Annotated in this window: 22 protein-coding genes; 8 read left to right on the top strand and 14 right to left on the bottom strand. The window is 72.5% G+C overall.

Annotated features, from left to right (window positions below):
• Nucleotides 1-10: 10 nt before the first annotated feature.
• The 7 genes from HPY23_RS24410 to bchF are packed head-to-tail and all read right to left on the bottom strand — an operon-like array spanning nt 11 to nt 9,989.
• Nucleotides 11-1,417: an MFS transporter gene (locus HPY23_RS24410; protein WP_091883184.1), complete on the bottom strand. Its 1,407-nt coding sequence runs from the start codon at nt 1,415-1,417 to the stop codon at nt 11-13.
• Complete coding sequence (gene bchM / locus HPY23_RS24405; RefSeq protein ID WP_091883181.1) at nt 1,414-2,115, bottom strand: magnesium protoporphyrin IX methyltransferase; 702 nt, start codon at nt 2,113-2,115, stop codon at nt 1,414-1,416. The genes HPY23_RS24410 and bchM overlap by 4 nt, the downstream gene beginning before the upstream one ends.
• Nucleotides 2,115-3,008 (bottom strand): ferredoxin:protochlorophyllide reductase (ATP-dependent) iron-sulfur ATP-binding protein, encoded by an 894-nt coding sequence (gene bchL, locus HPY23_RS24400; protein WP_048451562.1) that lies wholly within the window; start codon nt 3,006-3,008, stop codon nt 2,115-2,117. Before bchL ends, bchM begins: the two co-directional genes overlap by 1 nt.
• A complete protein-coding gene (locus tag HPY23_RS24395; protein WP_091883178.1) occupies nt 3,005-6,712 on the bottom strand; it encodes a magnesium chelatase subunit H in 3,708 nt (1,235 codons plus the stop codon). Before HPY23_RS24395 ends, bchL begins: the two co-directional genes overlap by 4 nt.
• Nucleotides 6,687-8,222, bottom strand: a complete 1,536-nt coding sequence (bchB, locus tag HPY23_RS24390; protein WP_200601641.1) for a ferredoxin:protochlorophyllide reductase (ATP-dependent) subunit B — start codon at nt 8,220-8,222, stop codon at nt 6,687-6,689. Before bchB ends, HPY23_RS24395 begins: the two co-directional genes overlap by 26 nt.
• Before the next feature lie 4 nt (nt 8,223-8,226).
• Nucleotides 8,227-9,501 (bottom strand): ferredoxin:protochlorophyllide reductase (ATP-dependent) subunit N, encoded by a 1,275-nt coding sequence (locus HPY23_RS24385; RefSeq protein WP_091883174.1) that lies wholly within the window; start codon nt 9,499-9,501, stop codon nt 8,227-8,229.
• A complete protein-coding gene (bchF, locus tag HPY23_RS24380) occupies nt 9,498-9,989 on the bottom strand; it encodes a 2-vinyl bacteriochlorophyllide hydratase (RefSeq protein ID WP_060845447.1) in 492 nt (163 codons plus the stop codon). The genes HPY23_RS24385 and bchF overlap by 4 nt, the downstream gene beginning before the upstream one ends.
• Nucleotides 9,990-10,444: 455 nt before the next feature.
• Here bchF and HPY23_RS24375 point away from each other — a divergent pair, with 455 nt between their 5' ends.
• From HPY23_RS24375 to HPY23_RS24340, 8 genes are all read left to right on the top strand, one after another.
• Nucleotides 10,445-11,161, top strand: a complete 717-nt coding sequence (locus tag HPY23_RS24375) for a cobalamin B12-binding domain-containing protein (protein WP_091883171.1) — start codon at nt 10,445-10,447, stop codon at nt 11,159-11,161.
• Between the two features lie 79 nt (nt 11,162-11,240).
• A complete protein-coding gene (ppsR, locus tag HPY23_RS24370; protein ID WP_060845445.1) occupies nt 11,241-12,665 on the top strand; it encodes a transcriptional regulator PpsR in 1,425 nt (474 codons plus the stop codon).
• 81 nt (nt 12,666-12,746) lie between these two features.
• Nucleotides 12,747-13,679 (top strand): chlorophyll synthase ChlG, encoded by a 933-nt coding sequence (chlG, locus tag HPY23_RS24365; RefSeq protein ID WP_091883168.1) that lies wholly within the window; start codon nt 12,747-12,749, stop codon nt 13,677-13,679.
• Nucleotides 13,676-15,013: a BCD family MFS transporter gene (locus HPY23_RS24360; RefSeq protein WP_091883165.1), complete on the top strand. Its 1,338-nt coding sequence runs from the start codon at nt 13,676-13,678 to the stop codon at nt 15,011-15,013. The genes chlG and HPY23_RS24360 overlap by 4 nt, the downstream gene beginning before the upstream one ends.
• Before the next feature lie 94 nt (nt 15,014-15,107).
• The gene (locus tag HPY23_RS24355) at nt 15,108-16,286 is read left to right on the top strand and encodes a geranylgeranyl diphosphate reductase (protein WP_091883163.1); all 1,179 of its coding nucleotides are present in this window, start codon (nt 15,108-15,110) and stop codon (nt 16,284-16,286) included.
• Nucleotides 16,271-16,759 (top strand): TspO/MBR family protein, encoded by a 489-nt coding sequence (locus HPY23_RS24350; protein ID WP_091883283.1) that lies wholly within the window; start codon nt 16,271-16,273, stop codon nt 16,757-16,759. Before HPY23_RS24355 ends, HPY23_RS24350 begins: the two co-directional genes overlap by 16 nt.
• A gap of 247 nt (nt 16,760-17,006) precedes the next feature.
• Entirely contained in the window at nt 17,007-17,270 is a 264-nt protein-coding gene (locus HPY23_RS24345) for a hypothetical protein (protein ID WP_091883160.1), read from the top strand.
• 17 nt (nt 17,271-17,287) lie between these two features.
• Nucleotides 17,288-18,844 carry a c-type cytochrome gene (locus HPY23_RS24340; protein WP_060845440.1) on the top strand — a complete coding sequence of 519 codons (1,557 nt, stop codon included), beginning with the start codon at nt 17,288-17,290 and terminating at the stop codon, nt 18,842-18,844.
• 186 nt (nt 18,845-19,030) lie between these two features.
• Here the strand turns inward: HPY23_RS24340 and paaE are convergent, their stop codons facing one another.
• The 7 genes from paaE to HPY23_RS24305 form a co-directional block, all read right to left on the bottom strand.
• Complete coding sequence (gene paaE / locus HPY23_RS24335; RefSeq protein WP_091883157.1) at nt 19,031-20,107, bottom strand: 1,2-phenylacetyl-CoA epoxidase subunit PaaE; 1,077 nt, start codon at nt 20,105-20,107, stop codon at nt 19,031-19,033.
• A gap of 209 nt (nt 20,108-20,316) precedes the next feature.
• Entirely contained in the window at nt 20,317-20,841 is a 525-nt protein-coding gene (paaD, locus tag HPY23_RS24330; protein ID WP_091883154.1) for a 1,2-phenylacetyl-CoA epoxidase subunit PaaD, read from the bottom strand.
• Between the two features lie 6 nt (nt 20,842-20,847).
• Nucleotides 20,848-21,705 (bottom strand): 1,2-phenylacetyl-CoA epoxidase subunit PaaC, encoded by an 858-nt coding sequence (gene paaC, locus HPY23_RS24325; protein WP_091883151.1) that lies wholly within the window; start codon nt 21,703-21,705, stop codon nt 20,848-20,850.
• The gene (gene paaB / locus HPY23_RS24320) at nt 21,705-21,989 is read right to left on the bottom strand and encodes a 1,2-phenylacetyl-CoA epoxidase subunit PaaB (protein WP_060845437.1); all 285 of its coding nucleotides are present in this window, start codon (nt 21,987-21,989) and stop codon (nt 21,705-21,707) included. The genes paaC and paaB overlap by 1 nt, the downstream gene beginning before the upstream one ends.
• Before the next feature lie 53 nt (nt 21,990-22,042).
• Nucleotides 22,043-23,044 (bottom strand): 1,2-phenylacetyl-CoA epoxidase subunit PaaA, encoded by a 1,002-nt coding sequence (gene paaA, locus HPY23_RS24315; RefSeq protein WP_060845436.1) that lies wholly within the window; start codon nt 23,042-23,044, stop codon nt 22,043-22,045.
• A 244-nt stretch (nt 23,045-23,288) separates the two neighbouring features.
• Nucleotides 23,289-24,212: a PaaX family transcriptional regulator C-terminal domain-containing protein gene (locus HPY23_RS24310; protein WP_244537504.1), complete on the bottom strand. Its 924-nt coding sequence runs from the start codon at nt 24,210-24,212 to the stop codon at nt 23,289-23,291.
• A gap of 171 nt (nt 24,213-24,383) precedes the next feature.
• Nucleotides 24,384-25,826, bottom strand: a complete 1,443-nt coding sequence (locus tag HPY23_RS24305; protein ID WP_091883148.1) for an amidohydrolase family protein — start codon at nt 25,824-25,826, stop codon at nt 24,384-24,386.
• Nucleotides 25,827-25,964 lie beyond the last annotated feature (138 nt).

Raw genomic sequence — 25,964 nt, 5'->3', positions numbered from 1 at the left:
CGGCCTCCTTCTAGGACAGAGCCGGACGGGCGGAGAGCGGGGGAAGAGCGGGCCGGCGCACCAGCGGACCGATCGCCACCAGGGTGGCGAACAGGAGCCCGATCTCGATGTGGTAGACGACGAGGTAGCCGGTGGAGGCCTCGGACATCGCCTCGCCGAGGCGGCCCGAGACTGCGAGCGCCGAGCCCGCGTCGCGCAGGATGCCGCTCGCCGCGATGGCGGCGCCGGCCGCCGTCGCCTGCACGGCCCCCCAGGCGCCGAGGGCGAGGCCGGACTGCTCAGGGGCCGCCCCGGCCATCGAGGCGGTCAGCGTGCCGTGGGCGAAGAGCCCGCCGCCCAGCCCGATCAGCGCGACGCCGCAGGCGAAGAGCCCGCCGGAGCCGAGAGGGGCGGCGAAGACCACCGCCGAGAAGGCCGCGATGCCGACGACCGCGCCGGCCGCCGCGACCCGGAACGGATCGCCGCCGCGGTTGAGCCAGCGCGCGGCCGTCAGCAGCCCGATCCCGCCGCCGACGGCGAGCAATGCGGTGAGCGCGGTGGTCGCCGCGACCGGCAGGTGCAGGATCTGGCCGCCATAGGGCTCGAGCAGGATGTCCTGCATGCTGAACCCCGCCGTGCCGAGACCGGTGGCGATGAGGCGGCGGCGCGCCTGCGGCTGGGCCGCGTAGGCCTCCCAGGCCTCGGCGAAGCGGCGCGCCGGCACCGACTTGCGGGAGGTGTCGCGCGGCTCCTGCTTCCATAGGGCGATGCCGTTGAGGATGAGCGTCGCCAGCGCCGCGCCCTGGATCACCTGGATCAGGCGGATGGCCGAGAAGTCGTGCAGCGCCAGCCCGAACACCACGGCGCTCGCCATCATGCCGGCGAGCAGCATGGCGCAGAGCAGCGCCACGACCTTCGGGCGGGCATGCGCGGGTGCGAGATCGGTGGCGAGAGCGAGCCCCACCGTCTGCGTGGTGTGCAAGCCCGCGCCGACGAGCACGAAGGCGAGCGCCGCCGCCACCTGCCCGATCACGATCGGACCGGTCGTGTCCCCCGACAGGATCAGGAGCGCGAACGGCATGATCGCGAAGCCGCCGAATTGCAGCAGCGTGCCGAACCACAGGTAGGGGACGCGCCGCCAGCCCAGCACCGAGCGGTGGGTGTCGGAGCGGAAGCCCACCAGGGCGCGAAACGGGGCGGCCAGCAGCGGCAGCGCCAGCATCACGGCGACGATCCAGGCCGGCACGTCGAGCTCGACGATCATCACCCGGTTGAGGGTGCCGATCAGCAAAACCGCCGCCATCCCGACCGTGACCTGGAACAGCGACAGGCGCAGGAGCCGGCCGAGCGGCAGCTCCTTGGTCGCGGCATCCGCGAAAGGCAGGTAGCGGGGCCCGAGATCGGCCAGCACCCGGGCGAGGCGGCGGGCGGCGCTCATCGGCGCACCAGCTCCAGGGCGTTGGAGAGGTAGAAGCCGGAGTTGATCCGGCGGCTGCGGGCGAGGGCGAAGCCCTGAAGACCCGGCTCGGCGGCGACGCGGCGGCGCAGCGCGCCCTCCCCGACCGGCTCGATCGCCGGCGCCCGATCGCCGCGGGGGAAGAGCCGGCCGGCGGCGTGCATCACGGTGAGCAGCGGGGTGCGCGGCGCCACCGTGAACAGCACCGAGGCATCGGTGCGGCGGGCCAGCCGAGCGAGCGCCCGGACGATGTCGGGGGTGCGGTAATGGATCAGCGAGTCCATCGCCACGACGTGGTCGAAGCGCCCGAGCGTGTCGTCGAGCATGTCGCCGACCTGGAAATGCAGCCGGCCGGACAGCCGAAGGCCGGCATGGCGCTCGCGGGCCAGTTCCACGAGGTTCGGCGAGACGTCCACCGCCACGACCTCGGCGCCGCGCCGGGCCGCCTCGACGGCGAGTGCCCCGGTGCCGCAGCCGGCATCGAGCAGGCGCCGGCCCGAGAGGTCGGCGGGCAGCCAGGACAGGAGCTCGGCCCGCATCGCGTCGCGGCCGGCGCGCACGGTGGCGCGGATGCGGCTCACCGGCGCGTCGGAGGTCAGCCGCGCCCAGGCCTCGACGGCGGTGCGGTCGAAATAGGTTTCGAGCTGGGCCCGGCGAGCGGCGTAGGTGGAGCTGGTCATCAGTCGAACCCGAGAAATTCGAAGAGGTCTCGATCCTTCATCGGCACCGCCGGAAGCGGATCGACACCGGCCCAGAGCTGTTCGGCGAGTTGCAGGTACTCCGCCTGCACCGCGAGCAGTTCCGGCGAGGGATCCATCTCGAACAGCGTCGCCTTCTTCAGGCGCGAGCGGCGCACCACGTCGAGATCCTGGAAATGCGCCAGGCGCTTCAAGCCCACCGCGTCGTTGAAGCGGTCGATCTCGTCGGTCTTCGCCGAGCGGTTGGCGATGACGCCGCCGAGGCGCACGCCGTAATTCTTCGACTTGGCGTGGATCGCCGCGACGATCCGGTTCATCGCGAAGATCGAATCGAAGTCGTTCGCCGTGACGATCAGCGCCCGGTCGGCGTGCTGGAGCGGCGAGGCGAAGCCGCCGCAGACGACGTCGCCGAGGACGTCGAAGATCACCACGTCGGTATCTTCCAGGAGGTGGTGCTCCTTCAGGAGCTTCACCGTCTGCCCGACGACGTAGCCGCCGCAGCCGGTGCCGGCCGGCGGGCCTCCCGCCTCGACGCAGCGCACGCCGTTGTATCCCTCGACCACGAAGTCCTCGACGCGCAGTTCCTCCGAATGGAACTGCACCGCCTCCAGGGCATCGATGACGGTGGGCGCCAGGCGCTTCGTCAGCGTGAAGGTCGAATCGTGCTTGGGGTCGCAGCCGATCTGCAGGACGCGCTTGCCGAGCTTCGAGAACGCGACGGAGAGGTTCGACGAGGTCGTGCTCTTGCCGATGCCGCCCTTGCCGTAGACGGCGAAGACCTTGGCGGTCTCGATGCGGATGTCCGGATCGAGGGCGACCTGGAGGCTTCCCTCTTCCCGTCGGGCGGGGACGGGGTTTCGGATCGCGATGTTCATGCGGCAGCCTCCGCGGTGATGCCTTCGAGCCGGTCCTCGAGAGCCTCCTCGGCCCGGTCGAGGGCGGCCCGGGTCTCGGGGTCTGGGGTCCAGAAGCCGCGCCGATGCGCCTCGATCAGGCGGTGGGCGACCTTGGCCGAAGCGGCGGGGTTGAGCGCCGCCATGCGCTCGCGCATCGCCTCGTCGAGGACATAAGTTTCGGTGATGCGCTGGTAGATCCAGGGCGCGACCTGATCGGTGGTGGCCGACCAGCCGACCGTGTTGGTGAGGTGCTGGTCGATCTGGCGCACGCCCTCGTAGCCGTGGCCCAGCATCCCCTCGACCCATTTCGGGTTGAGCATGCGGGTGCGGGTCTCCAGAGCGACCTGCTCGGAGAGCGAGCGCACCCGGCCCTCGCCGCGGGTCTGGTCGCTGATATAGACCGGGACCGAGGTCCCCCGGGCCTTCGCCACGGCGCGGGCCATGCCGCCGAGCCCGTCGAAGTAATGGTCGACGCTGGTCACGCCGACCTCGACCGAATCGAGGTTCTGATAGGCGAGATCGACCCCCGCCAGCACCGCCTGCATCAGGGCACGGCGGGGCTCCGGACGGCCGTCGCGGCCGTACGCGAAACTCTTGCGGCGCGAGAACGTCTCGCACAGCTCGGTCTCGTCCTCCCAGCGCCCGGAATCGACGAGGTGGTTGAGGTTGGCGCCGTAGGCCCCCTCCGCGTTGCTGAAGACCCGGAGCGCCGCCGTCTCGAGATCGATGCCCTGCGCCGCCTGGTGCGCCAGCGCGTGCTTGCGCACGAAGTTCATGTCCTGCGGCTCGTCGGCGCTGGCGGCGAGCCAGGCGGCCTCGGCCAAAAGCTTGGTCTGGAGCGGCAGGAGATCGCGGAAGATGCCGGACAGGGTCGCGACGACGTCGATGCGCGGGCGCCCAAGGTCCTCGATCGGGATCAGCACCGCGCCGCAGAGCCGGCCGTAGCCGTCGAAGCGGGGCTGGGCGCCCATCAGTGCCAGCGCCTGGGCGACCGGCGCGCCCTCGCTCTTCAGGTTGTCGCTGCCCCACAGCACCAGGGCGATGCTCTCCGGATAGGCGCCGCCATCGGCGGCATGACGGGCGAGCAGCTTTTCGACCTGGGCCCTTCCGTCGGCGAGGGCGAAGGCGCTCGGGATCCGGTAGGGATCGAAACCGTGCAGGTTGCGCCCCGTCGGCAGGATCGCGGGCGAGCGCAGCACGTCGCCGCCGGCCACCGGGGCGACGAAGCGGCCGTCGAGGGCGCGCAGCAGGGCCGGGATCTCGTGATCCTCGGCGAGCAGCCGGTCGGTCTCGGCGAGCGCCCGGAAGGCCGCAAGGGTCGCGTCGGCGGCGCCGGGACCGGCGGCCTCCTCCGGCGTGGCACCGGCCACCAGCCGCGCGATGCCGGCGCGATCCGGCGCGAGGCCGTGGACCGATTCGGCGAGCGCCAGGAGCAGGTCGATGCGCTCCTCGGGCGGCGTCCCCTGCCCGACCACGTGCAGCCCGTGCGGGATCAGGGTGTGTTCGAGCTCGATCAGCCGGACCGCGAGATCGGCGATGCGCGCTTCCGCGTCCTCGCCCCAGCCGTCGCCCGCGGCGAGGTCGAGGGCGAGTGCCTGGCCGTGGATGAGCGCCGCGAGCTTGCCCCGCTCCGCGGCCTCTTCCGGCGGCAGGGCACGGCGGCGCTCGAGCGACGCCTTGAGGTCGATCAGCCCGCGATAGAGCCCGGCCTGGGCGAGGCTCGGGGTCAGGTAGCTCACCAGCGTCGCGGCGGCCCGGCGCTTGGCCAGCGTGCCCTCCGACGGGTTGTTGGCGGCGTAGAGGTAGACGTGGGGAAGAGCCCCGATCAGCCGCTCGGGCCAGCAGGCGGCCGACAGCCCGGTCTGCTTGCCGGGCATGAATTCGAGCGCCCCGTGGGTGCCGAAATGCAGCACCGCGTCGGCACAAAAGTCCTCGCGCAGGTAGCGGTAGAAGGCCGAGAAGGCGTGGGTCGGGGCAAAGCCGTGCTCGAACAGCAGGCGCATCGGGTCGCCCTCGTAGCCGAAGGCCGGCTGCACCCCGACGAAGACGTTTCCGAAATGTGCGCCGAGCACCAGGATCGTCGAACCGTCGCTCTGGTGCCGGCCCGGCGCCGGGCCCCACTGCGCCTCGATTTCGGCGAGATGCGCCTCGCGCCGGACGTGGTCGTCGGCCGTGATGCGGTGGGCGACGTTGGCCTGCGTGCCGAAGCGGGCGGCGTTGCCCTCCAGGACCCGGGCGCGCAACGCATCGACGCTTTCGGGCACCTCGACGGAATAACCGTCCGCGTTCAGGCCCTGGAGCACGCGGTGGAGCGAGTCCCAGACCGACAGGAAGGCGGCGGTGCCGGTGGCGCCGGCATTCGGCGGGAAATTGAACAGGACGATCGCGACCTTGCGCTCCGCGCGCGCGCGGGCCCGGAGCGAGACGAGACGCGCCACCCGCTCGGCGAGGCGCGCGGTTCGCTCGGGATGCACCGCCATGTCGCGGGACTCGCTCCCCCCGGCGGAGCGGCCGCCGAACACCATCGGGGCGGTGGCGCCGTCGAGTTCGGGGATCGCCACCATCATGGTCGCCTCGACCGGCGACAGGCCCCGGGCCGAGGCCTCCCACTGCTCCAGGGTCTGGAACTCGACCGCCTGCGCGGCGAGGTAGGGTACGTCGAGCCGCGCCAGCATCGCGCTCGCGGCGGCGGCGTCGTTGTAGGCCGGACCTCCGACGAGGGAGAAACCGGTGAGCGAGACCAGCGCATCGATCGCCGACCGGCCGTCGCGCAGGAAGAATTTTTCGACTGCGGGACGGTTGTCGAGCCCGCTGGCGAAGGCCGGCACGACGCTGAGCCCGCGGGCCTCCAACGCCGCGATCGCCCCGTCGTAATGCGCCGTGTTGCCGGCGAGCACGTAGGAGCGCATCAGCAGGAGCCCGACCCGGCCGGCCTTGCCGGAGGCCGGCAGCCGGTCGAGGCGCTCGGTCACCCGCTCCGCCAGGCGCGGATGGTAGAGGCCGGTCTCGGGGTAGCTCAGCGGCTCGGCCGCCGTGAGGTGCCGGCGCCAGGCGGTGCGCGGGCCGGCGGCGTAGCGGCCGGCGAGGAAGCGCACGAGATTGACGACGTTCTCGTCCGAGCCGGCGAGCCAGTATTGCAGCGTCAGGAAGTACGCCCGCACGTCCTGGGCCGAGCCCGGGATGAAGCGCAGGATGCGGGGGATCTGGCGGATCAGCGCCATCTGGCGCGCACCGTTCCCTTGCGTGCCGCCCGGCCCCGACTTGCCGCGCAATCGCTTGAGGAAGTCGAGCGCGCCGCGCTGCGAGCCGTCCATGGCGAAGCGGTTCATCCGGGTGGTGCGCACCACCTCGGCGGCCGAGAGGCAGCCCACCATCGCGTCGCACTCGGTGCGGCGAGCGAGCAGCGCGGGGAGCACCGCCCGGACGTGCTCGTCCATGAACAGCATCGCCGAGAGCACGATGTCGGCCCGGGCGATGTCGGCCCGGCAGGCCTCGACGGCCGACGGATCGGTCTCCCACTCGGCGGCGGCGTGGAAGCCGAGGACGAGGCCGGGCGCGCTCACGGCCAGCACCCGGCGCGCCCGCTCCACCGCCCCGGCGAGGTGGTTGTCGAGGGTGACGATGACGACGCGCAGCTCCGGCAGCGCGCCCGGTCCGTCACCGGCTGAAATGCGCTTTGGCATCGTACAGGGTCTCGACGGTGATGAGCGGGAGCGCCCGCTCGCGGGCGTAGCGTTCGGTGTTGTGGCGGGCCTTGCCCCGCACGAAGAACGGGACCTTCTTCAGTTCGCGCTCGGCCTCGATCGACCAGACCACCGGCGTCGCGGCGGTGACAGGCGCGGCAACGACCGCGGTCTCGGCCTCCTCGCGCGGCGCTCCGCCGAGATGTGAAGGGGCGACGCCGTCATGGAATTCCGGGTCGTCCCGGAACATCGCCAACAGGTGCTCTTCCAGCCCCATCATCAGCGGGTGGACGAAGGTGTCGAAGAGCACATTCGCGCCCTCGAACCCCATCTGGGGGGCGTGGCGGGCCGGCACGTCCTGGACGTGCATCGGCGCCGAGATCACCGCGCAGGGGATGCCGAGCCGCTTGGCGACGTGGCGCTCCATCTGGGTGCCGAGCACCAGCTCCGGCTGCGCCGCGGCGATCGCCGCCTCGACCGCGAGGTAATCGTCGGTGACCAGCGCCTCGATGCCGTGCTCGGCGGCCTCCGCCCGGACCTCGCGGGCGAATTCGCGCGAATAGGTGCCGAGACCGACGACGGAGAAGCCGATCTCGCGCGCCGCGACCCGGGCCGCCGCGATGGCGTGGGTGGCGTCGCCGAAGACGAAGACGCGCTTGCCCGTGAGATAGGTCGAATCGACCGAGCGCGCGTACCACGTCAGGCGCGAGCCCTCCCCGTCGAGGACCGGCGCCGGGTCGATACCGGCGAGCGCCGCCACCGCCTCGACGAAGGCGGTGGTGCCCTTCACGCCGATCGGCGCGGTCTCGACGAAGGGCTGGCCGTGGGTCTTTTCCAGCCATTGCGCCGCGTTGCGGGCCACCTCCGGATAGAGCACGACGTTGAAGGCCGCCTGCCCGAGCCGCCCGAGATCGGCCGGCGTGGCGCCGAGCGGTGCCACCACGTTGACGGCGATGCCGAGTTCGGCGAGCAGCCCGCGCACCTCGCGCAGGTCGTCGCGGTGGCGGAATCCGAGCGAGGTCGGCCCGAGGATGTTGCAGCTGGCCTTGGGCCGCTCCGGGGCGGGTGCGGCGGGGGCGAGCGTGCGCACGAGGCGATAGAAAGTCTCCGACGCCCCCCAGTTCTCCTTCTTCTGGTAGGCGGGCAGCTCCAGCGGGATCACCGGGATCGGCAGGCCGAGCGCCTTCGACAGCCCGCCCGGATCGTCCTGCAACAGTTCGGCGGTGCAGGAGGCGCCGACGATCATCGCCTGGGGCCGGAAGCGGCCATAGGCGGCGGCGACCGCCTGCTTGAAGATCTCGGCGGTGTCGGACCCGAGGTCGCGGGCCTGGAAGGTGGTGTAGGTCACCGGCGGGCGGGCGCCGTGCCGCTCGATCATGGTGAAGAGCAGGTCGGCGTAGGTGTCGCCCTGCGGCGCGTGCAGCACGTAGTGCAGGCCCCGCATCGCGGTGGCGACCCGCATGGCGCCGATATGGGGAGGCCCCTCGTAGGTCCAGAGCGTGAGCTGCATGGCGTCAACCCTCCAGCCGCGCGCGGCGCGCGAGGGGGCGAGTGAACAGCCCGGCGAGGTCGCCGGCCTGCTCGTAGCCCTGGATCGGGGTGAACAGGAGCTCGATCGACCACTTGGTGACCAGATCCTCGGCCTCGAGCGGGTTGGCGAGGCCGAGCCCGCAGATCGTCAGGTCGGGCCGGGCCGCCCGGCAGCGGTCGAGCTGGTCGTCGAGGCTCTGGCCCTCGGTCACCCGGGTGCCGTCGGGGAGGAGCGCCAGGTCCTCGGCGAGGTGGCCGCGATGCAGGTAGGGCGTGCCGACCTCGATCAGCGCCGCGCCCATCTCCCGCGACAGGAAGCGGGCGAGCGGCACTTCGAGCTGCGAATCGGGGAAGAAGAACACCCGCTTGCCGGCGAGCCGGTCGCGATGGGCCGCGAGCGCCCGCGCCGCGCGGGCGCGGCCGGCCTCGGTGACCGCGGCGAGGCGGGCGGACGGGATCCCGAACGCGTGGGCGGCGGCCGAGAGCCACAGGGTCGTGCCCTCGGCGCCGAGCGGGAACGGGGCCGGGATGCGGGCGGCACCGCGATCCTCCAGCGCCCGGGCGGTGTCGGTGAGGAAGGGCTGGGCGAGGAGGTAGCGGGTGTTCGGGCCGACCGGCGCCCGGTCCGCCGCCCGGCGCCCGGGCAGGAAGCGGACGTTGCCGATGCCGAGATCGCCGAAGAGCCGCGCGAACTGGTCCTCGACCACGTCGGCCAGCGCCCCGACGACGAGGAGGGAGGCATCCTGGCTCCGGGGCAGATCCGGCACCAGGGCGGCGAGGCAGGCGTCTTCCCCTTGGGTGAAGGTCGTCTCGATGCCGCTGCCGGAGTAGCTCAAGACCCGCACGTCGGGCGCGAAGGTGCCGGAGAGGCGCGTCGCGGCCCGGCCGAGATCGAGCTTGATCACCTCGGAGGGGCAGGAGCCGACGAGGAACAGGAGCCTGATGTCGGGCCGGCGCTCCAGCAGGCGGCGCACGACGCGGTCCAGCTCCTCGTGCGCGTCGGCGAGGCCGGCGAGGTCGCGCTCCTCGATGATCGCGGTGGCGAATCGCGGCTCGGCGAAGATCATGACGCCCGCCGCCGACTGGATCAGGTGCGCGCAGGTGCGCGAGCCGACCACCAGGAAGAAGGCGTCCTGGATCTTGCGGTGCAGCCAGACGATGCCGGTGAGCCCGCAGAAGACCGCCCGCTGGCCGCGCTCGTGGCGGATCTCGGGGCCGCAGGGGACCGCGGACGGGTGAGCGGACGCCAGCGCCGTCATCGCGCCGCCCCCATCGCGTAGGCGGGTGCCTGCAGGCGGGCCGCCCGCAGCTTGAGCAGGAACTGGCCGGCATTGACCAGGTAGGTGGCGTAGGCCGAGAGCGCGAGCAGCATCAGCCCGGTGGTGGCGAGCGCGCCGGTGGCCAGCGCCACCAGGTAGGCGGTGTGGAGCGCCAGCACCAGCATGCTCACCACGTCCTCCCAGTAGAAGGCCGGGGCGAAGAGGTAGCGCCCGAACACCGCCTTCTCCCACAGGGAGCCGGTGACCATGATGGCGTAGAGCGCGAGGGTCTTGGCGACGACCGAGGCGTTGGCAAGCGCCACGCCCTCGCCGGTGGCCAGCGTGCGCGAGACCAGGGCAAGGCTCACCAGGAAGACCGCGAATTGCAACGGGGCGAGCACGCCCTGGACCAGGGTCCAGGGCGAGGCGTCGCGGCGGCGGCGCTCGGCCTCGCTGTAGAGAAACGGCCGATCCGTGGACGTCGCCATCGCGCCTGCCCTCCTGGCCGACCCGCGTTGACCGCGGATGCCGATGAGGGAAGCCTAGGACCGGCGAGCCCGGAGTGTCAACCTAAGTTGACAGTTAGTGATCGTGACAATCCTCGGAACCTCTCGCGAAAGTGCCTTGCAGCCGCACGCCGGAGATGTATCCTGCAAGGAAAGCGGATGACGCCACCCGACCTAAGGCGCTCCCAGCGTAGAAGAACCCGATACAAGGTCGAGCAGAACCGGTTTTCCTGCGCATCGGGGAGGTGCTGGTGGGAGATCAAGCGCAGCACGGCACCAGGCCCAGCGGTAGGACGGGTGCCCGCGAGCAGACCTTCCACGACAGGTCTTCTCACGACAGGCCTTCCTGCGAAATAAACTCCGGGGGAGTACGCAGGAGGCTACGGTGGCGCGACGACCTCGCCGAGGTCGTCGAGGCCGAGATCATCCCGCGACTGATGCTCGCCCATCGCGGCGAGCGCCCGGTGCGCCGGCTCTCATCACGCCCGTGCGCGGCCGACGACATCCTCCGCCTCGGCACCCTGCTGCTGCTGCCCGAGGACCGGGACGTGCTGGCCGAGGTCCGCAGCCTCCTCGACGAGGGCATGAGCCTCGAGGAGGTGCTGACCGGGCTCCTCGCCCCCACGGCCCGGCATATCGGCCGGCTGTGGGAGGAGGACGTCTGCGACTTCGTCCAGGTGACGACCGCGATGGCCCGCCTGCGCCGCCTCGTCCACGACCTCGAGACGCACTGCCTCGATCCGCGGCCGGTCGATCCGGCGAGCCGGCGGGTCCTGCTCGCACCCGCTCCCGGCGAGACTCACACCTTCGGGCTGACGCTGACCGCCCACTTCCTCGGCGAGACCGGCTGGGACGTGGCGACGAGCTTCGAGCCCTGCCTCACCGACGCGATCGAGCGGCTGCGCGCCGAATGGTTCGACGTGCTCGGCCTGTCACTGTCCTGCGACGTCCACGTCGAGCGCCTGGCGCTGGCGGTCCCGGTGCTGCGGCGCGCCTCGCGCAACCGCGACCTGCGGGTGGTCGTCGGCGGCCCCGCCTTCGCCGGCCGGCCGGACCGGATCCGGCTCGTCGGCGCCGACGCGGCTGTCGAGGATGCGCGACAGGCGCCCGGAATCTTGCAAAGCTTGCTTGATCTGCGGATTAGAGCCTGCTGAAAGACCTGTTCGGTGCGGTCCGGCGTTTTGGTGGCCCTTGAACAGACCCGTGAGCCCTGCTGCGAAGGAATCTTTCGCGGTGCTTCGAGATGCCGTCTCCCGCCTCGATCCCCGGATGACGGGCAGCCTCGTCGCTGCCGCCAGCGACGTGTCCCTCGTGGTCGACGGCGACGGGGTGATCCGCGACGCCGCCTTCGGAGCCGACGGCCTGTCCGAGGAGGCCGGCGAGACCTGGCTCGGGCGGCGCTGGATCGATACCGTGACGGTGGAGAGCCGGCCCAAGGTCCTGCGCCTGATCGAGGATGCGGAGCCCGGCGCCGTCACGCGCTGGCGCCAGGTCAACCACCCCTCGGCGCAGGGCGGCGCCGACGTGCCGATCCGCTACGCTGCCCTGCGGGTGCCCGACGACGACCGCATCATCGTGATCGGCCGCGACCTGCGGGCGCTCTCGGCCCTGCAGCAGCGGCTGACGGACTCGCAGCAGGCGCTCGAGCGCGACTACGCCCGCCTGCGCGGTGCCGAGACCCGCTACCGGGTGCTGTTCCAGCTCGCCGGCGAGCCGATCCTGATCGTCGACGCCGCGACCCGCCGCATCGGCGAGGTCAACCCGGCCGCCGCCCGCCTGCTCGGCCGGGCGGTCAAGCGCGTCGTCGGGCGCGACCTCGTCGACCTGTTCGAGCCCGAGAGCGCCCGCGCCGTCCAGGCGCTGCTCGTCGGCCTGCGCCTGACCGGCCAGGCCGAGGACCTCGCCGCCCGGCTCGCCCAGCGGCGCGGCGAGGCGCGGGTCTCCGCCACCCTGTTCCGCGAGGAGGCGGGGACGAGCGTTCTCGTCCGCCTCAGCCCGCTCGCGCCGGTCGAGAGCCCGGCGGCCCTGCGCTCGGGGGCGCTCGACGTGATCGAGGCGATGCCCGAGGGCTTCGTCGTCACCGACCGCGACCGTCGCATCATCGGGGTCAACGCCGCCTTCCTCGACCTCGCCCAGCTCGCCACCGAGCACCAGGCCAAGGGCGAATCGCTCGATCGCTGGCTGGGGCGCGAGGGCACCGAGATCGCGGCGCTCTTCACGACGCTCGCCGAGCACGGCGCGGTGCGCCACTTCGCCACCGTGGTGCGGGGCGAGTTCGGGGCGGTGGACGAGGTCGAGGTCGCGGCGGTCTCGGTGCCGGGGGGCGACCGGCCCTGCTTCGGCTTCACCCTGCGCAGCCTGCCCCGGCGCGTCGCCGCCGCGATGCCCGGGAGCCTGCCGGGCGGGCGCGAGCTGCCGCGCTCGGTCGAGCACATGACCGAGCTCGTCGGCCGCGTCTCGATGAAGGCGCTGGTGCGCGAGACCACCGACCTGATCGAGCGGCTGTGCATCGAGGCGGCTTTGCGCATCACCCACGACAACCGCGCCTCGGCGGCCGAGATGCTGGGCCTGAGCCGCCAGGGCTTCTACGCCAAGATGCGCCGCTACGGCCTCGGCGACCTCGACGGCTCCGAGGAACCCGACGACGCCGACGCCTGAGCGGCGCACGCTTGCGTGACGGCACGGCCAGAAGTGTAAAGTCCGCTTGACACTCGCGCGGGGCGGTTCCACCCTCCCGACATGTCGACCGAGCCCCTGCTCAAGCCCCTGCCGAAGCCGCCGCTCCTGGCAAAGCCGTCGGCGGTGCCGGAGCCGGGCGCGCTCCTCGAACTGCTCAAGCCGATCACCTGGTTCGCCCCGATGTGGGCCTTCGCCTGCGGGGTGGTCTCGTCCGGCGTCCCGGTCCAGGGGCGCTGGCCGGTGATCCTCGCCGGGATCCTGCTCGCCGGCCCCCTGGTCTGCGCCACCAGCCAGGCCGCGAACGACTGGTTCGACCGGCACGTCGACGCCATCAACGAGCCGGACCGGCCGATCCCCTCGGGCCGCATGCCGGGCCGCTGGGGCCTCTTCGTCGCGCTCGCCTGGACGCTGCTGTCGCTCGCCGTCGCGGCCTTGCTCGGTCCCTGGGTGCTCGGCGCGGGCGTGTTCGGCCTGGCGCTCGCCTGGGCCTACAGCGCGCCGCCGCTCCGGCTGAAGCGCAACGGCTGGTGGGGCAATGCCGCCTGCGGCCTCTGCTACGAGGGCCTGCCCTGGTTCACCGGCACCGCCGTGATGGCGGGCGCCCTGCCGGACGGGCGGATCGTGCTCGTCGCCGCGCTCTACAGCCTGGGCGCCCACGGCATCATGACCCTCAACGACTTCAAGTCGATGGAGGGCGACCGGCGCACCGGCATCCGCTCGCTGCCGGTCCAGCTCGGCGCCGGCCGCGCCGCCCGCCTCGCCTGCCTCGTCATGGCGGCGCCGCAGGTCGTGGTCGTCGCGGCGCTGGCGGCCTGGGGAATGCCCTGGCACGCCGCCCTCGTCGCCGCCCTGCTCGCCGGCCAGGGCGTCCTGATGCGCCGCTTCCTGTCCGATCCGCACCGGTGGGCCGCCTGGTACAACGGCACCGGCACGCTGCTCTCGGTGCTCGGCATGCTCACCGCGGCGCTCGCCCTGCAGGGAGGCGCCGCATGAGCGCGACGACCGGCTTCGGCTGGGGTACCATCGTGCGCCTCGGCCTCGTCCAGACCGCCCTCGGCGCCATCGTGGTGCTGATCACCTCGACCCTCAACCGGGTGATGGTGGTGGAACTGGCACTCCCCGCCGCCCTGCCCGGCGGGCTCGTGGCGCTGCACTACGCCGTGCAGATCTTGCGCCCGCGCTGGGGCTACGGCTCGGATCTCGGCCGGCGCCGCACGCCGTGGATCGTCGGCGGCATGGCGCTGCTGGCGCTCGGCGGGCTCGGGGCGGCCCTCGGCACGGCGCTCGTCGCCGGGCAGCCGGCGCTCGGCTTCGTCGTCCTCGTCGTGTCCTTCCTCGCCGTCGGCATCGGGGTCGGGGCGGCCGGCACCTCCCTCCTGGTGCTGCTCTCCACCGGCGTCGCGCCCCACCGCCGCGGCGCGGCCGCGACGATCGTCTGGATCATGATGATCGCCGGCTTCGTCGTCACCGCGCCGACCGCCGGGCACCTCCTCGACCCGTTCTCGGGCGAGCGCCTCGTCGCGGTCTCGGGCGGCGTGTCGCTGATCGCCTTCCTGGTCGCGCTCGCGGCGGTGTGGGGCGTCGAGCCGGCCCGCGCCCCGGCGGCCCCGCAGCCGCCCGGGCCGGCACGGCCCTTCGCCCGGGTACTGGCCGAGGTCTGGGCCGAGCCGGAGGCGCGCCGCTTCACGGTGTTCGTCTTCCTGGCGATGCTCGCCTACAGCGCGCAGGAACTGATTCTCGAGCCCTTCGCCGGCCTCGTCTTCGCGCTCTCGCCTGGGGCGACCACCAAGCTCTCGGGTCTCCAGAACGGCGGGGTGCTCGCCGGCATGATCCTGGTGGCGCTCGTCACCGCCAACGGGCGCGGGAAGCTGGCCTCGCTGCGGCTCTGGACCGTCGCCGGCTGCCTCGGCTCGGCGGCGGCGCTCGCCGCCATCGCGGCCTGCGGCCTTGCGGGGCCGGGCGCGCCGCTGCGAACCTGCGTCGCCGGGCTCGGCCTGTTCAACGGCATGTTCGCGGTCGCGGCGATCGGCTCGATGATGGCGCTCGCCGGCCATGGCGGGGCTCCCGACGGCGAGAGCCGCCACGGCACCCGGATGGGGGTGTGGGGCGCGGCCCAGGGCATCGCCTTCGGGCTCGGCGGCTTCCTGGGCGCGGCGGGCGTCGACCTCGCCCGCCTCGCCTTCGGCACGGTGGTGCCGGCCTACGCGACGGTGTTCGTCACCGAGGCGGCCCTGTTCCTCGTCGCGGCCGGGCTCGCCGCCCGGATCGGCCGTCCGGCCCGGGATCCGCGGCCGCTCGAAGGTTTGTCGGTACGGCACGCGGTCTGAGCGAAGCCGATTTCCGCGTCGCGAAGCGATCAGCCGGAAATCGTCTGACACGAAACGATCCGGCCGCGAGCCGGCCCGGACGGGAGGCACGGCCATGGACGAGACGATCCTCGACGCGGTGGTGGTGGGAGGCGGGCCGGCCGGGGCGACGGCGGCGGCGGACCTCGCGCGGCTCGGGCGCCGGGTCGTGCTGCTCGACCGGGCCGGACGCATCAAGCCCTGCGGCGGCGCGATCCCGCCCCGGCTGATCCGCGACTTCGCGATTCCCGACGAGCTCCTGGTGGCGAAGATCCGCTCCGCCCGGATGGTCTCGCCCAAGGACCGCGCGGTCGACATGCCGGTCGGCGAGGGCTTCGTCGGCATGGTCGACCGCGGCCCGTTCGACGAGTGGTTGCGCGTGCGCGCGGCGCTCGCCGGGGCCGAGCGGGTGACCGGCACCTACCTGCGCCTGACCCGCGCCGGCGACGGGCCGGTGACCGTGCGGTACCGCGACGCCGCCGGGGCGGAGGCGTCCCTGCGCACCCGCCTGGTGATCGGGGCCGACGGCGCCAACTCGGCGGTGGGCCGCCAGGAGGTTCCCGCGCATGCCCGGATGCGGCAGGTCTTCGCCTATCACGAGATCGTCCGCACGCCGCCCGGCGGCGCCGTCGAGGATACGCGCTGCGACGTCTACTATCAGGGCGTCCTGTCGCCGGACTTCTACGCCTGGATCTTTCCGCACGGCGACACGCTGAGCATCGGCACCGGCAGCGCGAGGAAGGGATTCTCGCTGCGCGGGGCGGTCGGCCGCCTGCGCGCCGCGACCGGGCTCGATCGCGGCGAGACGATCCGGCGCGAGGGCGCGCCGCTGCCGCTCAAGCCGCTCGCGCGCTTCGACAACGGCCGCGACGTGCTGCTGACCGGCGACGCCGCCGGCCTCGTCGCCCCGGCCTCGGGCGAGGGCATCTACTACGCGATGTTCGGCGGGCGCCTCGCCGCGCAGGCCGCGCACGACTTCCTCGCCACCGGCAACCCCCGCGCCCTGGGCCAGGCGCGGCGCCGCTTCCTCCGGACGCATGGCCGGGTGTTCTGGATCCTGCGGCTGATGCAGTCGGTCTGGTACCGCAACGATGCCTTGCGCGAGCGCTTCGTCAGCATCTGCCGCGACCCCGACGTGCAGTCGCTGACCTGGGACGCCTACATGAACAAGGAACTGGTGCGGGCCAAACCCGCCGCGCATGCCCGGATCTTCTTCAAGGACCTCGCGCATCTCTTCCGCTGGGTGTCGCCGTGAGCGGGGGCTGGACCCCGATCGTCGTGGCGGCGCTCGCCGCCATCGTGGTGGCGGCGGCCGGCGCGTGGCTCACCGCCCTCGGTCCCTGGTACCGCAGCCTGCGGGTCCCGTCCTGGAAGCCGCCCGACTGGGCGTTCGGGCCGGTCTGGACCACCATCTTCACGCTCACCGCCATCGCCGGGGTCCTGGCCTGGAACGCCGCCCCGGACGGGCGCGAGCGGACCTGGCTCATCGCCGCCTTCGGGGTGAACGGTCTCCTCAACATCGCCTGGAGCGGGGTGTTCTTCCGCCTGCGCCGGCCGGACTGGGCGCTCGTCGAGGTCGCCGCCCTGTGGCTGTCGGTGCTGGGGCTGATCGTGGTCGTCGGGCGGCATTCCGGCCTCGGGGCGGCGCTGCTTCTGCCCTACCTCGCCTGGGTCGGCATCGCGGCCCTGCTCAACCGGTCGATCGTGCGGCTGAACGGACCGTTCTGATCGGATCTCGCAAGCATCGGCGGGTCGGCCGCCCGGCCCCGTCCTGTCCAATCCTCGACGGAGTTCTTCGCTGGCGAAAAATCGGATCGTACGGGATCGATTGAGACGGATGCGACATCGTGAACCGCGACGCGATTTCGGTGAACGCGCACCCTGTTTTTCGAGTTTGCAGGGCTGGAACCGGTCGTCTCCTACGTTACCTTCCCGGTCGACTGCGCATCTTCGGTGCCTGCAGGAGGATTGATGCGTGCCTGACCTCCTCACCAGCGGTCACATCGTCGACGTCGCGCTGCTGATCGTCGCCTCGGAGGCCGGATACCTCGCCCTGTGGCGGCGCGGGCCGGGACGGACCGCCCTCCTGATCAATCTCGCCTCCGGGGCCTGCCTGATGCTCGCCCTGCGCCTCGTCCTTGCCGGGGCTCCCGGATTCTGGCTCGCCGCCGCCCTCGCGGGGGCGGGCGCCGCCCACGTCGCCGATCTCTGGCTGCGGTTGCGCTCCGCCGCCCCATAACCCCGGAGGAAGCCCCGATGCGCCGCCAGCCCGTCACCCGCCGCCTGCTCACCGCTCTCGCCGGCTCCGGCGCGCTCAGCCTCGCGGCCGGCGCGGCCCTGGCACAGCCGGCCGGCTCCGACCTCGTCGAGAAGGGCCGCTATCTCGCCACCGCCGGCGACTGCGTCGCCTGCCACACGGCGCCGGGAGGCAAGCCCTATGCGGGCGGGCTCTACATCAACTTCCCGGGCGGCATCGGCAAGCTCGCGACCCCGAACATCACTCCCGACAAGGAGACCGGCATCGGCAGCTGGAGCGACGACGACTTCAAGCGCGCGATGCACCAGGGCATCACCAAGAGCGGCAGCTACCTCTACCCGGCGTTTCCCTTTCCCTGGTACACCCGCCTGAGCGACGAGGACGTGCAGGCGATCAAGGCCTACCTGTTCTCCCTCGAGCCGGTGAACGCGCCGCGCAAGCCGACCGACATCGCCTTCCCGTTCAGCATCCGCGAGGGATTGCTCGCCTGGCGCCTCGCCTTCTTCACCGAAGGGCGGTTCAAGCCCGATCCGCAGGCGAGCGAACAGGTCAACCGCGGCGCCTACCTGGTCGGAGGCCCCGGCCATTGCGGCGCCTGCCACAACGGCAGCAAGCTCGTCGGTGCCTCGCAATGGAGCGGCTACCTCGAGGGCGGCACGATCGACGGCTGGTACGCGCCCAACCTCTCGGGCGACGACAAGGAGGGGCTGGGCAAGTGGAGCGAGGACCAGCTCTTCACCTACCTCAAGACCGGTGCGGCGCCCGGCCGGGCCGGCGTGGTCGCCGGGCCGATGCGGCAGGTGATCGAGGAGAGCCTGAGCAAGATGACCGACGAGGACGTGCGCGCCATCGCGGTCTACCTCAAGACGCTGGCGCCCAAGCCCACCTATACGCCCGACGTGAAGTCCGACTTCAAGCAGGCCTCGGCCCCGGGGGCGGACGTCTATCTCAACCGCTGCGTCGCCTGCCACCGGCCGGACGGCCAGGGCCAGCCCGGAGCGATCCCGGCGCTGGCCGGCAACGGCGCGGTGCTGGCCAAGGGCCCCGAGACGGTGATCCGGGTGATTCTCGGCGGCCTCGACGCCAAGGGCGAGTACGCGGCGATGCCGGCGGTGGGCGTCGGCATGACCGATGCCGACGTGGCGGCGGTGACGAACTACGTCCGCCAGACCTTCGGCAACGAGGCCCCGCCGACCGCCGAGCCCGGCCAGGTGGCGAGCCTGCGCGCCGAGACCCAGAGCATGCTGGCCGGCAACGCCCCGTGCGAGACCGTCTCGAACCCGACGCTGGTCGAGGCACTGAAGAGCGTCGACGCGGCGGGCCAGCTCAAGGACCTCAAGGCCGAGCAGATGCTGCCGCGGGTGAGCGCCCTGCTGCCGGCCCTGCGCCAGGCCGCGCCGCAGGCGAGCTCGGCCGACCTGGTCAACGGGCTGACCGCCACCTTCTGCCAGGTGGCCGACCACAAGGCCACCGGCCTCGACTGGCCGACGACGATCGGCAGTTTCGCCGGCGTGGTCTACGGGCAGGTGAAGAACCCGAGCCGGGTGGAGAAGTAGACGCCGCTGCGGCGAGCCGTCGATCCGGTCGGGCCGAGCACGCGCCCGCCGCGCTCGGCCGTCTCGAAGCGCGATCCTCGAGGCCCGGATTCGCACTTGGAGACCAGGCCTGCTGTCGACCGGGACGCTGCCCTGCGGGCGGCAAGCCTCGGTCGCCCTCGGCCCCGGGCACCCTCCCCGCCGCGTCTATTGATCGTAGCTGACCACCAGCCTGTCCGTCGTCGGGTAGCACTGGCAGGTCAGGATGTAGCCCTGGCGCACCTCGTAATCTTCCAGCGCGTGGTTCGTGATCATCTCGGCCTCGCCCTCCAGCACCTTGGCGCGGCAGGTCGAGCAGACGCCGGCCTTGCAGGCGTAGGGCGCGTCCAGGCTGTTCGCCAACGCGGCGTCGAGCAGGCTCTCGCCCTGCTTGGGCATCCGGAAGGTGCGCGTCGCACCGTCGAGGGTCACGGTCGCCTCGCATTGGGCCTCCGCGGCCGATGCCGCCGTCCCGGCCGCCCGCGCCCTGGCCCGGCCCGGCTGGCCCGAGGCGAAGAGCTCGAACTTGATCTGCGCGTCCGACAGGCCGTGCTCGCGCAGGGACGCGGCAATCGCCAGCATCATCGGCTCCGGCCCGCAGATGAAGGCGGTGTCGACCGACCCGACATCGATCCAGAGGCGGAACAGCGCGGCGCATTTGTCGGCGTCGACGCGCCCGGTGAAGAGGTCGATCTCCTGCGTCTCGCTCTCGAGCACGTGGACGACCGACAGCCGGCCGAGATGCGCGCTCTTGAGGTCGTCCAGCTCCTCGCGGAACATGATCGAGGAGATCTGGCGGTTGGCGTAGACCAGCGTGAAGCGCGAGCGCGGCTCGCGGGCGAGCACCGTCTTGAGGATCGACAGGACGGGCGTGATGCCGCTGCCGCCGGCAAATCCCAGATAGTGCTTGGCGACCTCCGGCTCGATCGGCGCGTGGAACGTCCCCATCGGCGGCATGGCTTCGAGCACGTCGCCGGGCCTCAGCTCCTGGTTGGCCCAGGTCGAGAACGCGCCGCCCTCGACGCGCTTGATGCCGACCTTGAGCGCCCCCTCGTCCCGGCCGGCGCAGATCGAGTACGAGCGGCGCAGCTCGACGCCGTCGAAGGCGCGCCGGAAGGTCAGGTACTGGCCTTGGGTGAACGCGAAGGCGTCGGCATCGCCGTCGCGGGGCCTGAGGGTGAGGACCACCGCGTCCCGGGTTTCGCGCCGGACCTCCGCGACGTCGAGGGGATAGAAGCGTGCCATGACCGCCGGTCGTCCCAGGTTTGAGAAGTGTCCGCTGACGTCGAGACCGTGTCGTCGCGGACCATGCTGTCGAATCGAGGCCGGGAACGGCGCTCGAACGCGCCGCTCCGAGCAGACTTGCGTTGGCAGGCCAACGCTTCGCCCGCTTAGGTTCCTGTTTCGTCGCAGATTGTCGGCGCCGAACCGGCAACCATTTCGGCGAAATCCGCTTAGATGCACTTGAAGTAGTCGAACGGCTCGAGGCAGTCCGTGCAGCGCCAGCTCGCCTTGCAGGGCGTCGAGCCGAACTGGCTGACCCGGTCGGTCCGGTTCGAGCCGCAGCGCGGGCAGGCGACCGCGAGGTTCGAGCCGCCGGCGAGCCGGCCGACCCGCCCGAGCAGCCGGCCGTCCGCCGCCGTCCCGTCGATCGGCGGGGCGATGCCGTAGGCCCGCAGCTTCTCCCGGGCGGCCTCGCCGATCCAGTCGCTGGTCCAAGGGGGCGTCAGCGACCGCTCGATGCGCACGCGCGCGATCCCGTGCTCGTGCAACGCCATCTCGATCGCGACGTTGATCGCGGCCGTCGCGGGGCAGCCCGAATAGGTCGGCGTCACCGTGACCACCAGGGTGTCGCCGTCCCAGGTCAGATCGCGGACGATGCCGAGATCGACCACCGAGATCACCGGGATCTCGGGGTCGGGCACCGCGGCGAGCCAGCCGCGGATCTCGTCGGGCGCCGGCCGGGCGTGAGCCTGCATGGCGCCCTACCAGGTCGCGCCGGGATAGGCGCGCTGCAGGAACTGCATCTCGGCCAGCATGCGCCCGAGATGCTCGGTGTGGACGCCCCGGCGGCCGCCCTTCTGGGCGAACGACCCGGGCGGCACCGCCAGCGTCGCCTCGGCCAGGACCGGCAGCACCGCGGCGTCGAAGGCGGCGCGCAGGCTGGCCGGATCGGGGGCGATGCCGGCCTCGGCCAGGGTCGCGTCCGCGGCGTCGCTCAAGAAGAGCTCGCCCGCATAGGGCCACAGGATGTCGAGCGCCGCCTGCATCCGGCGATGGCTCTCCTCGGTGCCGTCGCCGAGCCGCACGACCAGGTCGGCCGACTTCTCGAGATGGTAATGCGCCTCCTTGATCGCCTTCGCGGCGATCTCGGCGACGCGCGGCTCCGACGATGCGGTCAGGGCGCGCAGCATCGCGACGTGCCAGGCGTCGAACAGGAACTGGCGCATGATCGTCTGGCCGAAATCGCCGTTCGGCAGCTCGACCATGAGGATGTTGCGGAAGTCCCAGACGTCGCGCAGGAAAGCGAGGTCGTCGGCGGTGCGCCCCCTCCCCTCGACCTCGCCGGCAAGGCCGAGCCAGAACTGGGTCTGGCCGATCAGGTCGAGGGCGATGTTGGCGACGCCGATATCCTCCTCCAGCACCGGGCCGTGGCCGCACCATTCCGACAGGCGGTGGCCGAGGACCAGGGTGTTGTCGCCCATCCGGGTCAGGAACTCGAACAGCGCGGCGCGGGCCGGCGCCAGCGGGGCGTCCCGGGCCGCCTCGGGGGCCGGGCGAGCCCCGGCCGCCGCGGCGAGGGCGGCGGCGTCCCTGGTCATCACGTCGGGCAGGGACGACATCACATATGCCCCACTTCGTCCGGGATGTCGTAGAAGGTCGGGTGCCGGTAGACCTTGCTGTTGGCCGGCTCGAACAGCGGCCCCTTGTCGCTCGGGCTCGACGCCACGATGTCGCTCGACCGCACCGCCCAGATGCTCACGCCCTCGTTGCGCCGCGTGTAGACGTCGCGGGCGTTCTTGATCGCGAGCGCCGCGTCGGGCGCGTGCAGGCTGCCGACGTGGCGGTGGTTCAGGCCGTGCTGACCGCGGATGAAGATCTCCCATAACGGCCATTCGCTGGACATGCTCGATCCTCCCGGGATGTCGTGTTGCGGGGCGGCTCGTGCCGGGCGCCCGGCTACTCGGCCGCCACCGCCATGGCGGAGCGGCGCACCTGCTTGTCCGCATGGGCCTTGAGCCCGTCGCGAAACCACGCGCCGTCCTCCCAGGCCTTCACCCGGGCGCCCAGCCGCTCGCGGTTGCACGGGCCGTTGCCGGCGATGACCTCGTAGAACTCGTTCCAGTCCGGCTCGGAGAAATCGTAGCCGCCCTTCTCCTCGTTCCAGCGCAGCCCCTCGTCCGGGACCGTCAGACCGAGATGCTCGGCTTGCGGCACGGTCTGGTCGACGAACTTCTGGCGCAGCTCGTCATTGGTGTTCATCTTGATCTTCCAGGCCATCGACTGGGCCGAGTGGACCGAGTCCTTGTCGGACGGTCCGAACATCATCAGCGCCGGGTACCAGAACCGGTTGAGGGCATCCTGCGCCATGTGCTTCTGGGCCGGGGTGCCGCGCGCCATCCTCATCATGAGGTCGTAGCCCTGGCGCTGGTGGAAGCTCTCCTCCTTGCAGATCCGGATCATCGCCCGGCTGTAGGGGCCGTAGGAGGTCCGCTGCAGCGGCACCTGGTTCATGATCGCCGCGCCGTCGACCAGCCAGCCCACCGCGCCCATGTCGGCCCAGGTCAGGGTCGGGTAGTTGAAGATCGACGAGTACTTCATCGTGCCGGCGTGGAGCCGTTCCATCAGCTCGTCGCGGCTGACGCCGAGCGTCTCGGCGGCGCAGTAGAGGTAGAGGCCGTGCCCGGCCTCGTCCTGGACCTTGGCGAGCAGGATCGCCTTGCGCTCCAGCGTCGGCGCCCGGGTGATCCAGTTGCCCTCCGGCAACTGCCCGACGATCTCCGAATGGGCGTGCTGTCCGATCTGCCGGATCAGGGTCTTGCGGTAGCCCTCGGGCATCCACTCCTTCGGCTCGATCTTCTCGCCGCGGTCGATCCGCTCCTGGAAGGCGCGCTCCTCGGCCGACATCTCGTCGCGGCCGCGGACATGGGTGCTGTCGGTCTTCACCAGCTGCGCGTACATGCCGTGACCCTCCTGCCGGTTGCGGACCGTGACGGGGTTCCGGACGCCGCCCGGTGCGTGCTCCGACGCGATCGGGCTTCGAGCCGTCCTCCCGGGCGCGGCGGCCCTTGTCGTCGGCCCATGGAGGCCGATCGTCTGCGACAATCCCTACCACCGAAAGCATCACATCACAACGCGGTTTTGCAGATTTATTGTGATGTCTCGATCCGGCCTCGAAGGGCGGCGGCCGGTACCGCAGGGCGGGTCAGGCGTCTCGGACCCGGGTCAGGGAGGCGGTGCGCCCGAGGGTCTCGGCCGTTCGCGCAGGCAACGGGCCGTCGCCGGCCAGGAGATGCTGCCCGACATAGCGGTCGGCGGCGGGCGAGAGGCGCAGGTAGAGGTCGGCGAAGAGCCGGCGGGCGCGGTGCCCGCTCCAGTCGGGCGGCAGGGTCGCGGCGGGCAGGCGCGCATCCCTGAGCGCCGCGTGGCGGTAGGCGTGGACGAGGAGCAGCCGCAGTTGCAGCGCCTCGGCGTCGGTCGGGCACAGCCCGGCCGCGAGCGCCTCGTCGATGCCCGCGAAGGTCGCCAGGAAGGCCGCGTAGGCGGCCTCGAAGGCGGCGAGGTCCCAATGCGCGGCGACGAGGTCCGCGAGCCGCGACCCCGCCGCCCGGTCGGCCTTCGGCCCGACCTCGAAGACCACCAGGGCGGGATCCGCCGGCCGGTGATGGTCCGGCCCGAGCAGCCATTGCGGCCCGAGGCGGACGAAGCCCGCCCGCTCCAGCGCCGGCCCTGCCTCGCCGTCCGGCTCCGCCCCGAGCCAGACGAGCAGCCAGCCGGTCTCGGGCTGCGGCTCGAACAGGGTCCGGGCGGCCGACAGGAACTCGCGCCGCGCCGCCGCGGTGAGCTGATAGAAGCTGCGCCGGCCCTGGCGCTCGCCGGTGAGCTGCCCGGCGGCCACGAGCCGAGACACCGCGGTCCGCACCAGCGTCTCGCTGATGCCGACCATCCGGCAGGTCTCGATGATGTTGCCCATCCACAGCCGGCCGCCGCGCGGCTCGACGACGTCGCCGTAGAGGGTGACGATGAAGCCGCCCGAGCGCAGCGGCACGGCATCCACGAGGCGCGAGACCAGGGCCGCTCCCCGGGCCTCCCCGTTGCGATCCGCCGAGGATCCGCGCGCGTCGCTCACACCGCCTCCCGACCCGGGCGGGTGCCGCCGCCGTCATCCGTCGTCCCGTCCTCGACCGAAACGGAGCGGGCCCAGCGACTTACGCAGAAATCGGCGACCGCACAACCGGGCCGCGATCCCGGGGCTCCGATGCCGGGCGCGGGAGCCGGCGGCACGGGCCCGCACCGGTCGTCAGCAGCAGCCGAGGCGGCGGTAATAGCCGGCAACGGCCGCCTCGAAGCCCGGCATGGCCCGCCAGAGGCCCGCGCGCGCGGGCATCGCCGCCCGGCAGGCATCGCGCAGGGCCCGGTGCGCGCCATCAAGGTCGACGCCGAGGACGACCCCGTCCCGCACGACCGTGCGCCCGGCGACGATCAGCTCCCGGACGTGGCGCTTGGTGGCACGGGCGAACAGCAGGTCGAGGGGGTCGACTTCCGCCAGAGCGTCCTCGTCGAGCGCGGCGCGGTCGAGGACGAGGAGATCGGCGGGGGCGCCCACCGCGATCCGTCCGCCCTCCGGCGCGCCGACCGCGATGCGGCCGGTCTCCAGCGCCATCGCCAGGGCCCGGCGCGGCGCGATCTCGGCGTCGAAGCCCCAGCCGCCATGCAGCGACCAGAGCAGGCGCAGCTCGCGCAGGGCGTCGTCGTCCTCGTCGAAGGCCTGGCCGTCGAGGCCGAGGGCCACGCGGCAGCCGCGGCGCACCATCTCGGCCACCGGCGCGATCCCGGAGCGGAGCGCCAGATTGGACGAGGTGTTGACGGCGATCACGCAGCCGGCCTCGGCGATCATCTCGAGCTCGTCCGGTCGCGCATGGACGCAATGGGCGAGGGTCAGCCGCGGCGAGAGCAGCCCGATCTCGCGCCAGCGCCGCACGAGGCCGCCCGGATAGGTCCGGTCGGCCCAGTCGCGCTGGTAGCGGGTCTCGAACAGATGGGTCGTGACCCGGCGACCGGTGCGGGCGGAGGCCTCGGCGACCGCCTCCCAGAGCCCGTCCGAGCCCCATTGCGGCCCGTTCGGGGCGTATTGCACGTCGACCATCGGTCCGCCGACCGCGTCCGCCGTCGCCTCGACCCGGGCGAGCTGCTCGGCGAGCGGCGCCATCGGACTCAGGAACCGCGCCTCGATCTCCGCCCGCGTGGCCGGGTCGAGAGCGTCGAGCACCGCGGCGTGGTCGCCGTAGACCAAGGGGTTGCGGTCGCGCAGGCCAATGCCGAGGGCGATGCGCACCCCCACGTCGCGGGCGGCGCGGGCCATCGCCTCCGCCTCGATGGGATAGTCGGTCAGCCCCGTCGGCCGGACCTGATGGATCATCACCGCGCCCTGGCCGCCGATCGCCGCCCGGGCCAGGGGCGCCAGGGTCGCCAGGTAGGGATCGACCGGCGCGAGGAGCGCCAGGCGGTGGAGCCAGGTCTCCAGCGGCTTGTTGAAGCCGCCGACAGAGCTCGGCCGCAGGGGCCGGGCATGGTCGTGGGCATTGGCGAGCGCCGGCAGGACGACGGTGTCCTCCGAAACCGCCGCGGCTCCGGGAGCCGCCGCGGCCTCGAGGGCGGCGATCCGCCCGTCCGCGATGGTGATGGCGAGATCCCGGACCGCGCCCTGCGCGTCGAAACCATGTCGGGCCGCAAGGGTGCGCACCGGGATCCTCCTTCGGCGTCTCGGGACCGCGAGGGTACGCTCGGGACGCGGCGGCAGGAAGGCGTGGCGGGATCGATGCGGCCCGGGGGGCGGCGCGGCCCCGGGGCCTCGCCCCTCGCGCCTCCCGACGGACCGCGC

The organism is Methylobacterium ajmalii, from assembly GCF_016613415.1.
GTDB lineage: Bacteria > Pseudomonadota > Alphaproteobacteria > Rhizobiales > Beijerinckiaceae > Methylobacterium > Methylobacterium ajmalii.
The sequence above is the reverse complement of the archived record's forward strand: the minus strand, read 5'-3'. Positions and strand labels throughout refer to the sequence as shown.